General features: G+C 56.0%; 11 protein-coding genes and 1 pseudogene. 11 read left to right on the top strand and 1 reads right to left on the bottom strand.

Going from position 1 to position 9940, the window contains the following annotated elements:
• Window positions 1–108: 108 nt before the first annotated feature.
• The 4 genes from M8006_RS17010 to M8006_RS16995 all read left to right on the top strand — a co-directional run bounded on the left by M8006_RS17010 (window position 109) and on the right by M8006_RS16995 (window position 4812).
• Window positions 109–1041 (top strand): TRAP transporter large permease, encoded by a 933-nt coding sequence (locus M8006_RS17010; protein ID WP_250084311.1) that lies wholly within the window; start codon window positions 109–111, stop codon window positions 1039–1041.
• Window positions 1042–1113: 72 nt separating this feature from the next.
• Complete coding sequence (locus tag M8006_RS17005; RefSeq protein WP_250084310.1) at window positions 1114–1788, top strand: HAD family hydrolase; 675 nt, start codon at window positions 1114–1116, stop codon at window positions 1786–1788.
• Between the two features lie 253 nt (window positions 1789–2041).
• Window positions 2042–3409, top strand: a complete 1368-nt coding sequence (locus M8006_RS17000) for an 8-oxoguanine deaminase (RefSeq protein ID WP_250084309.1) — start codon at window positions 2042–2044, stop codon at window positions 3407–3409.
• An 83-nt stretch (window positions 3410–3492) separates the two neighbouring features.
• On the top strand, window positions 3493–4812 hold the full coding sequence (locus M8006_RS16995; protein ID WP_250084308.1) for a uracil-xanthine permease family protein: 1320 nt from the start codon (window positions 3493–3495) through the stop codon (window positions 4810–4812).
• A gap of 222 nt (window positions 4813–5034) precedes the next feature.
• Here M8006_RS16995 and M8006_RS16990 read toward each other — a convergent pair whose 3' ends face one another.
• Window positions 5035–5679 carry a LexA family transcriptional regulator gene (locus M8006_RS16990; RefSeq protein WP_250084307.1) on the bottom strand — a complete coding sequence of 215 codons (645 nt, stop codon included), beginning with the start codon at window positions 5677–5679 and terminating at the stop codon, window positions 5035–5037.
• A gap of 248 nt (window positions 5680–5927) precedes the next feature.
• On the opposite strand from M8006_RS16990, the gene M8006_RS16985 reads away from it, so the two are divergent.
• The 7 genes and pseudogenes from M8006_RS16985 to M8006_RS16955 all read left to right on the top strand — a co-directional run.
• A complete protein-coding gene (locus M8006_RS16985) occupies window positions 5928–6293 on the top strand; it encodes a helix-turn-helix domain-containing protein (RefSeq protein WP_250084306.1) in 366 nt (121 codons plus the stop codon).
• 2 nt (window positions 6294–6295) lie between these two features.
• Window positions 6296–6733, top strand: coding sequence for a hypothetical protein (locus tag M8006_RS16980; RefSeq protein ID WP_250084305.1), 438 nt, complete (start codon window positions 6296–6298; stop codon window positions 6731–6733).
• A complete protein-coding gene (locus tag M8006_RS16975) occupies window positions 6730–6963 on the top strand; it encodes a hypothetical protein (protein WP_250083980.1) in 234 nt (77 codons plus the stop codon). Before M8006_RS16980 ends, M8006_RS16975 begins: the two co-directional genes overlap by 4 nt.
• Before the next feature lie 11 nt (window positions 6964–6974).
• Window positions 6975–7325, top strand: coding sequence for a hypothetical protein (locus M8006_RS16970; protein WP_250084304.1), 351 nt, complete (start codon window positions 6975–6977; stop codon window positions 7323–7325).
• A 59-nt stretch (window positions 7326–7384) separates the two neighbouring features.
• Window positions 7385–7573: a hypothetical protein gene (locus M8006_RS16965; RefSeq protein ID WP_250083984.1), complete on the top strand. Its 189-nt coding sequence runs from the start codon at window positions 7385–7387 to the stop codon at window positions 7571–7573.
• The gene (locus tag M8006_RS16960) at window positions 7570–9618 is read left to right on the top strand and encodes a DNA-binding protein (RefSeq protein ID WP_250084303.1); all 2049 of its coding nucleotides are present in this window, start codon (window positions 7570–7572) and stop codon (window positions 9616–9618) included. Before M8006_RS16965 ends, M8006_RS16960 begins: the two co-directional genes overlap by 4 nt.
• A gap of 38 nt (window positions 9619–9656) precedes the next feature.
• Window positions 9657–9940 (top strand): annotated as a pseudogene (locus M8006_RS16955) (AAA family ATPase); the annotation flags it as partial.

The following is a 9940-nucleotide window of genomic DNA, read 5'->3' as shown; positions in this document are numbered from 1 at the left end:
TTTTATAACAGTCGGCGGCGGCATTCGACGCTGGATTACAGCAGCCCCAATGATTACGAATCAGCAATGGCAGAACTGAAGAAAGCGGCTTAACTGGGTTGTCACAAATTGCTTGACCACTCCATTCCGGCGATGAAGCGCGAAGGCTACCCAACGCACTTTGCTGTGGCGGTTACGGCAGCCTCGTCGGTGATGGGCATTATTATTCCCCCTTCGATCAACATGATCGTATGGGGTGCCCTGACCAATACCTCCATCGCCGGGCTCTTCCTGGGCGGTATTTTACCCGGGATTATGATCGGCATAGTGCAACTATTACTAAACCTTGGTTACGTAAGGCGTTACAACGTGCCTGTACGGCCGCGTGCCTCCTTCCGCGATTTGCTATACTCGGGCAAGGACGGTCTGATGGCGGCAGGCATTCCGGTGGTGATAATTGGCGGTATCACGTTAGGTATCGTCACCCCCACCGAGGCAGCTATGATTGCCGTGCTTTACGCTCTGGCACTAGGTTTCCTCGTCTATCGCGAGCTGACGTTCCGTGATGTCTTAGACTCTTCCACTGCAACCGTTAGGCTCTGTTCGTTGTCGCTGTTCAGTTTAGTGGGAGCGGCCATTTTCGGTTATCTGATTAGCTTCTATCAGATTCCACCGAAGCTGATGGCGGGAGTGAATATTTCCGATCCTATAATGCTTTTGCTGGTGATGACCGCTGTGATGCTACTCATTGGCACCTTCATGGACTCGCTACCAGCTATGGCGATTATGGCACCGATATTCCAGCCGTTAGCAATGCAGGCTGGCATTCATCCGGTGCAGTTTGGCGTGATTGGCGTGATGGCACTGGGATTAGGGCTTATTACACCACCCTATGGCCTGTGCTTGATGATCTCGGCAAAGATCGGCGGCATCCCCCTACTCAAAGCGTTAGGTACCACCCTGCTTTACCTAGCCGTGATGCTTGCCGTAATAATCCTGCTGATCGTCTATCCCCAGTTGATTCTAGCTATCCCCCGTGCTTTGGTACCAGACTTCGTCTGATTCATCCTGATGCCGGTTTCCTCTCCTGTTAGAGTGAACCGGCGTTTCATTATTTGATAACGTGAGATCCTCATGCCCATACCACTCTGCTTGCTTTTCGACTCCGACGGCACCCTAGTTGACAGCGAGATAATTCTCGCCGAGGTGATGGGCGAACTTCTCCCAACTTTTGATCTGCCCTTCTCAGCCCAGCAGTATATTGAAGAATTTCGCGGCGTTCGCTTTCGCACCATCATCGACAAACTCGGCAAGCACCACGGCATATTAGGCGAAGAAAGTTACTCAGAAATGGAGAGAGAAATGCGGCACCTGACAGAACAGCGTATGCGCGCCGAACTGCTCCCTATCGACTGCATACCGGAGGCTTTAGAGAGTCTTGTCAAATACCCTAAAGCTGTTGTCTCCAATGGTCCCGAACGTAAAGTCCGCTGCGCAATGGAAAGCACAGGTTTATCAAAGCATTTCGGCGATAACTTCTATAGCGCTTATAACCTAGGCATCTGGAAACCTGATCCAGGTCTATACTTAAAAGCTGCCGAAAGCATGGAACAACCTCCTGAACGTTGCGTGGTAATTGACGATGCTATCGTGGGAGTTGCAGCAGGATTAGCTGCTGGCATGCAGGTGATTCACTTTAATCGCTTCCCCAAAAAAGAGAAAACACCAGAGGGAGCCATCGTTATTCATCACGCCAGTGAACTACCTAAAACAGTGGCACTGCTAGCAGCAAAAATAGAGTGTTCGTGATCCGACAAGTTTTGCTCGAGGGAAATTAGTAAATTCATCTTACTTCGTGAGTTGGCACACGCAATAATTTCGGTACTGGCGAGCACGACTACAGTTCGCGCTTGACAAGCACGAGGTTTTGGTACACATTTTTAGAGCAAATTGAATACACCCCAGCATCCATACTGGGATATGCAGTAAGGCACCTGAACCACGATTGCGTGGGTAACCCTTCGACCTTGTCGATGGGTGCGTTTCATTCAGGAGCTTTTGCATGACACATTTCCCCCGTAATTCTTCTGCCCGTCTCTGGATTCGCCAGCCATTGAGCTGCGCTGACCCTGCGGCTGCGAATGGCGTGGTCATTCAAGACAGTCTTATCGTTGAACGCCTCGGTAGCGGCGAGAAACCAAGCCTTCCGGTCGATCAAGTTTTCGATGCTTCGCAGCATGTGCTGCTACCAGGCTTGGTCAATACCCACCACCACTTCTACCAAACACTGACCCGGGCATACTCTGAGGCACTCAACAAGGAGCTTTTTCCCTGGTTAACCACGCTCTACGACGTCTGGGCCAACCTTGATGAGGCACAGGTCGCAGTGGCCAGCGAACTAGCCATGGCCGAGTTGCTTCTCTCCGGTTGTACTACCGTCGCCGATCACCACTATGTCTTTTCTGGAGCTCTAGAGACAGCTATTGACCGCCAGGTCGAGACCGCCCATCGACTCGGCGTGCGTGCCGCTCTGACCCGCGGTTCCATGAGCGTAGGCCGAGACGAGGGGGGGCTACCGCCCCAGTCGGTGGTGCAGAACGAGAACCATATTCTTGATGATAGCCGCCGCCTCATCCAACGCTACCATCAGCGAGAGGAAGGCGCCATGATCACCGTGGCCCTGGCCCCATGCTCTCCATTCTCGGTGAGCCGCGAGCTGATGATGGCCACCGCTGAGTTGGCCAAATCGGAAAGAGTGCGGTTGCATACTCACTTGGCTGAAACAGAAGACGAGACTCGCTATTGTGAGAATCTCTTCGGTCTGCGCCCCCTAGATTACTTAGACGAATGTGGCTGGCTAAATGATCGTACCTGGTTAGCCCACGGCATCCACTTCAACGACGAGGAAGTACAGCGCCTGGGCCGTGCAGGTACCGGTATCGCTCATTGCCCCTCCTCTAACATGGTGCTGGGCTCGGGAATCTGCCCAACCCTAGAACTGGAACGAGCTGGCTCTCCATTGGGACTCGCTGTCGACGGATCGGCCTCCAACGATCACTCCAACCTCGCGGAGGAGATGCGCCAAGCCATGCTAATTGGCCGACTCCGCTACCGCCCCAACGAAATCGGCCATGAAGACGTGATCCGCTGGGCTACTCAGGGATCCGCACGTTGCCTGGGCCGCACCGACATCGGTGGCTTAGCCCCTGGCCAACAGGCCGACCTGGCACTATTTAAGCTCGACGAGCCACGCTTTTCCGGCGCTGAGAACCCTCTAGCTGCGTTGCTTTTATGCGGCGCTCACCGCGCCGACCGGGTGATGGTAGCCGGTCGATGGCGGGTCATCGACGGTGCGATCCCAGATGTTGATCTAGGGGCCCTGATGGCGCGTCACCATGAGGCTGCTCAACGACTTTGGCGAGCTCTCTGAGAGCCATTTTCCAACAAACTCCCTTTTAACCGGCAGAGAACAACAACAATCTGCCGCTAGCGCTCTTTGCGAAGGAGTCCCAGATGTCTAAATACAATTCTTGGTTTCACCATTTCTCGGCCAGTGCCGACGTCAACGAGATGCCCCCGCTCAGGCGAGCCGTCCCCCTGGGTATCCAGCATGTGCTGGCCATGTTCGTCGGTAACGTGACCGTACCGCTGATCATCGCCGGAGCCATGGACTTGCCCAGCGAGATCACCATCTTCCTGATCCAGGCGACCCTGTTCGTGTCCGGTACTGCCACCCTGGTACAGGCCCTGGGGTTCGGCCCCCTGGGAGCACGGCTGCCCATCGTGATGGGCACCAGCTTCGGCTTTGTGCCGGTACTGCTTCCCATCGCACTCAACCTTGGCCTGCCTGCGGCACTGGGCGCCACCCTCTGTGCGGGCGTGACCATCACCCTGGTCGGGGTCTTCTTGCCTAGGGTTCGCTTCCTTTTCCCCCCAGTGGTTACCGGCACCTTCGTACTGATGATCGGCGTTCTGCTGCTCCCCATGGGCTTCGCTTACGCCGGCGGGGGCTTCGATGCCGCCGACTTCGGCGCCTCACACCACTTGCTGCTGGCGGGGTTAGTGTTCGCCATCACTCTCGGTTGCCACCAGTTCGCTCGTGGCTTCTGGTCGGAGGTGGCACCGCTGATCGGCCTAGTAGCAGGTTTCGTCACCGCGCTGGCCACAGGTCTAGTGGATCTCTCGCGGATTGGTGAAGCCAGCTGGTTCACCCTGCCCCAACCCTTGGCCATAGGCATCGAGTTTCACTGGGCAGCGATCCTGCCCATGGTGTTGCTGGCCCTGGTCACCTGCGCCGAGTCGATCGGTGATATCGTCGGCACTACCGCCGGTGGGCTGGACCGGCAGCCCACCGAGCGAGAACTCTCTGGAGGAGTAATGGCGGATGGCATCGCCAGCGTCTTCGCGGCTGGCTTCAACGCCTTCCCGCAGATCAGCTTCAGCCAAAACGTCGGCATGGTGGCGCTTACCGGCGTAGTCAGCCGCTTCGTAGTCGCCATCGGTGGTGGCTTCCTGCTGGTAGCCGGCCTACTGCCCAAGCTGGGAGCCCTGATCTCGAGCATTCCCAATGCAGTACTCGGCGGCGCGGTCTTGATCATGTTCGGCATGATCACCAGCGCTGGCATCAAAATGCTCAGCCATATCCCTTTTGACAAACGTAATATGGTGATCATCGGCGTTTCGCTGTCAGTGGCAATCGGTCTGCCAGCCCATGAGGACCTACTGGCTGGCGCCTCAGCAGATATTAGAGCCATGCTCGACTCAGGACTGATCCCAGGCGCTCTCTGCGCTATGCTGCTCAACCTGCTGCTCCCCTCCTCTGCTGTGGGTTAGCAGTAGATATGGCACAGCGACCTAATGTGGGACTATAAACAACAAATAGGGATAAGCTGGGATGAGAGACGAAATTTAGCGCCGTAGATTCAGAGGGTTACAAACACAAGGCCAGTATATAGCGCCAGCAGATTAGACACCAGCAGTGCCAAAGGCGCGCAAATTGAGAAAAAGGCCGTTCCTACGTGGAGCGGCCTTTTTTGTTGGATGTTTGGCACAGCCTCACAACCACCCAGCAGCCCACACGGCTCGCCCGACGATCTCCAGTTCATTCAGGCGATCGCGTGGTACAACGACCTCGCGGTATTCCTTGTTGGTGCTGATGATGCTCACGCCGTCGAAGTTACGCTGTAAGCGCTTAGCGTAGAGATGTCCATCCAGGCGCAGGATATAAATACCTTCACCCTCAATCGCCGTGCGCGTGTGGTCGATCAGCACTGTATCGCCGCTGTGCAGTATAGGCTCCATGCTGTCGCCATCAATGCGGATCGCTGAAAGGTGATCCGGCGTTAGCCCCTGCTTGCGCAGTGAGTAGCGCGTAAAGCTGATATGCGTAAGCACCCGGCACCCTTCATTCCAAGCACCATCGCCCGCGCTGCACTGGGCGTCATACAGCGGCACAAAGGCGTAATCCTCCATGCCTGGGACTTCCACTGTGGGAATAGGTGCACTCTGCCCAGCCAGCATTGGCCCTTCACCAGATGCCAACCAACCAATATCTACCCCCACTGCTTTCGCAATTTCCACACAGCGCGCCACTTTCGGCTCTCTATCGCCGGTTAAGTAGTACTCCAGCGTTCGCCTCGGTATAGCCGTTATGCGCGCCAAGGTATCGCCGCTTCCGGCAATCTCTGCACACTTTCTCATCCTTGCAGCCAAGGTATCAGTCATTTCGGATTCCCAAAGGCAGAAAACGAAATGACGTTACTTTTGAAAACGAAATTTCGCATAGATAAAAGTCTCATAAAATCAAATACATACATAAATAGCTAACCACATAGCCGTTTTGTTCAAAGCGAAATGCCGTTTTTCGCTTTACCGTAAGGAATAAAACGGCTATGTTTATGGGGAAAGACAGGTTAGACACCCCAAAAAAACGCCACCGAGGTGACGCCATGAACCAAGAAATCCCTATCAATCCAGCCCAGCGCTGGGAGTGGTTGAAGTACCAACTCCGCAGCCAGGGTTGCAGCTTGCGCAAGCTTAGCGACGAGCTGGGCGTCACTGGCAACGCCGTACAAATGGCGAAGTACGCCCCTTACCCACGCATGGAACGCGCTATCGCCAAAAAGCTTGGGCTGACCCCGCAAGTTATTTGGCCAGAGCGTTGGAACCAAGACGGCACCCCGTGCCGTGAACGTCCTAATCGCGCAGAGACGCTATCAACAAAGCTTAAAACTGCAAAAGCGCAAAACTGCTTATACGACAAGGATAGCGGTTCTAACGCGTCTACGCATCGTCAAATGGTGCGGGAGGCTTAGTCATGAGGCGCGTCAAAGATACCCAAACGCTAGACATCTTCGAGGTGCCCGAGCCGGTGGTACCGATGCCAGGTAGCGGCAACTATGCCGCCCAGGTCAGCGAGCTTGTCGGCATCGTCATGAAAGACTGCCCCGTCGACCGCTACGAAGTCGCCGCGCAGATGAGCCGCCTATCCGGCGATGACGTCTCCAAGCACATGTTGGATGCCTGGAGCTCGCCAGCGCGTAGCGATCACAACATCCCTTTCTATCGCATTCCGCTCCTCGAAGAGGTTTGCCAGAGCCACGTCTTCACCGATTGGATCGTTCACCTACGTGGCGGGCGGGTGGCCTATGGCCGTGAAGCGCTGGCCGCCGAATACGGGAAGCTCTCGCGAGTGCAAGAGCGCGTGAATGCGGATCTACGCAAGCTGAAAAAGCTGATGGGAGAAGACCAGTGAGCCAACAACCAGAGAACCCCACCGCATGGTGGCGCAGCAACCAGCCCGCCCGCCACACCCTGCGCCGTGAAGATGGCAGCAAAGTGGTGCTTAGCGAAAGTGACCTGGACGCCATGATGCAACGTTGGGATCAGGTTGTGCGTGAGATGGAATCTGCGTCAGCGGAACAGCGGCAGGAAGTGGCGCGCTACTGGGATCGCGCCGTGAATGAGATGGGAGTACAGCAATGAGAACGTCATCCATGTTGAGCACTGAAACGATAGAAAAAGCCCGCGCCTTAATTGACAAGGCAATAGCTGAAGGTCAATCGGCTGAAGAGTTCAAGAATGCTTTTGCAGAGCTTATGGGTAATCAAGCTGCACATGAGAAGGGTAAAGAATCCGTTATTGATGAAGAGCACCAGCTGCGTATTCAAGTTGCTGAAGCGGCAATTCAGGGCATGAAGGCCGCTGTAGTAAATGGAGAACTTCCAGAAGACATAAATGAGTTGGTCATTCTGGAAGCCCTTCTGCTGACCATGCAGATGCTGGGCGGCCCACAAGCGACCGCCACAGTTATTCGCTACTCCTTCGATATTTTCGCGGCTAAGTGATCATGAACCTTATCGAATATCTCAAGTGGATCGGACGTAGGTTGGGTTCCACGGGCCTTATGAAAATTAGCCAAGTGACTGTGTTTATTTTCCAGCAAGGCAACGGTGAACGTCATAGCCAACTTGGCAATTTCGATATCGCTTTGGTCTTTCATGGGCGTTCCTCTAAGGGTGATTTGGGTTTGGGTTGCACCGCCCAATCTACCGCAGAGGGCAACGCCCGCCTATTCCAGCGGGGGCGTGTATGAACTGGTACTCCGCCAAAGAACTGGCCGGGCTACCAGGGATGCCCGGCACAGAACGTGCTATCCAGATTCGAGCTAAGCGAGAAAAGTGGGAGGGTCAGCCACGTCTAGGCAGCAAGGCCGTCGAATACGCCTTCGCCGTCCTACCCGCCGAAACCCAAAACGCACTGCTTTTGGCACAGGCGGATAACGCTGCGCCCACGCCTACCAGCACGGTAGAGCCGCAGATTGAAGAACAGCGCCCAGGCCAGCAGCAGCTAACCGACGCCCAGCGCCAGGTGATGAGTGCCCGCGTGGCGTTCGTTCGTGAGATCGAACGCATGAGCCGCATGGTCAGCCAGCAGCGCGCCATCGAAACGTTAGTCGCCCATGCGAAAGCGGACGATCTAACGCCTTACCTCAAGCAACTCGTGGTGCTTGCCAATGACCGTAAGACGGCCACCCGCAACCTGAGCGAACGCACGCTGAAGCGCTGGATCGCCGACTTCAAAAAGCACGGCGAGCGTGGCCTAGCACCCAAACGCCGCCAAGCGGATATGAGCATGCCAGCGTGGGCCGGTGATTTTCTCAAGCGCTACCAAAAGCCACAGAAGCCCAGCGTTGAAGCGGCCTACCAACTGCTGATCGAGCAGACAGAACCGCCGCACCCCTCTATCCACCAGGTGCGCCGCTGGCTTGCCAAGCTGTCGCCGGAAGCGCGTGAGCGTGGCCGTCGTAGCCCGCAAGAGCTGAAGGCGCTTAAGTCCTTTAATCGCCTGACCAGCGACCACCTTCTACCCAACGATGTATGGGTCGCGGATGGCCACAAGTTCGATGCCGAAGTGATCGACCCACGGACAGGCAAGCCCTTCCGGCCCGAGATCACCACTTGCCTGGATTGGCGCACACGCCGCGTCGTTGGGTACGCCATCAACGTTGCCGAGTCGGCACTGGCAACGCTGGATATGCTCAAGATGGGCATTGGCCGGTGTGGCATGTTCCGCCAGTTCTACGTTGATAACGGTAGCGGCTTTGATAACGCCCAGGTGCGTGAAGTCATTGATCGCCTCGGCGGTGATATGACCAACGCGCTGCCCTACAACTCACAGGCACGCGGCTTGATTGAGCGTTCTCACCGCTCAGTGTTGGTACGGCTAGCCAAAGAGTTCGATAGCTATATCGGTGCCGACATGGACAAGCACGCGGGAACCCGTATTCATCGGGTTAGCCGCAAGGCGCTCAAGGAAGGACAGCAACCGGTGGAAATTCCCACCCTTGAAGAGTTCTGGTCTCGTTTGGCGGAAGCGCTAGATGCTTACAACGACCGACCCCACAGCAGCTTGCCGAAATGTCGCGATCCAGAAACAGGCGCCAAACGCCACCAGACGCCTAACGAAGCCTGGGAAGCCGCGATTGCCGAAGGCTTCCAGCCGCTGATTGCCTCGTGGGATCTCACCCAAGCACTCACTCGCCCACAAGAAGTGCGCACCACACACCGTGGGGAAGTGCGCATCAATAGCCACACCTACTTCTTGCGAGAACTTGAACTGCTGCATGGGGAACAGGTGCGGGTGGCCTGGGATTACCGCGATGCCAAGCAGGTCGGCATCTTCAGTCTGGAAGGGGTATGGATCGGTGAGGCAATGATTGAGGGCAATGCTCGCAAAGCCTTCTCGAAGCTAGAGCAAGACGAAGATCGGCGCATTCATGGCCAGCTGGCCCGCCTGGGCGACAAAGGCAAAACCCTCACCGGCAAAGACGTGGAGATCCAAGTTATCGAGCCAGTGCCCGCGGCTTCTGAGCAACAGCAAGAACGCCAGATCGCCAATGCCCGCGCCTACGCCAAACAACTGGCCGATCAAGGCACACGCTTTCAAATACCTCAAGACAAGATGGCGCGCTACCGCCTTTGGAAAAAGCTGGATGCACAGATGCAACAAGGGGAAGACGTGCCAAAAGAAGCGCGTGACTGGTACGAGCACTACCGAGAAAACAGAGACCTGAAAGCCATTGCAGCCGTAATGGACACGGACGGGCTGCCACCCGTCCGCAATCCCTGGGCCAAGTAAGCACCTGGCCCACAACACCCGAAGCAAAAGGAAAAACTATGAGTGTCAATGCCATTGTACCACTGACGAACGTCGGCTTACTCGCCGCTGCCGTTGAAAGTGCCGCCAACCGCCCGCCGGAATTGCCCGGCCTGGTGGTCATGTACGGCCCCAGCGGCTACGGCAAAAGCCTGGCGGCGGCCTACGCGGCCAACATGCACCGCGCCTACTACGTCGAGTGCCGTGAAAGCTGGACGAAAAAGGCGTTCGTTGTCGCTGTGCTGCGCGAGATGGGCATCATCCCCATGAAGACGCTCAGCGAGATGGTCGACCAGATCGCCGA

This window comes from Halomonas llamarensis (genome assembly GCF_023555005.1).
Lineage (GTDB): Bacteria > Pseudomonadota > Gammaproteobacteria > Pseudomonadales > Halomonadaceae > Vreelandella > Vreelandella llamarensis.
The sequence above is the reverse complement of the archived record's forward strand: the minus strand, read 5'-3'. Positions and strand labels throughout refer to the sequence as shown.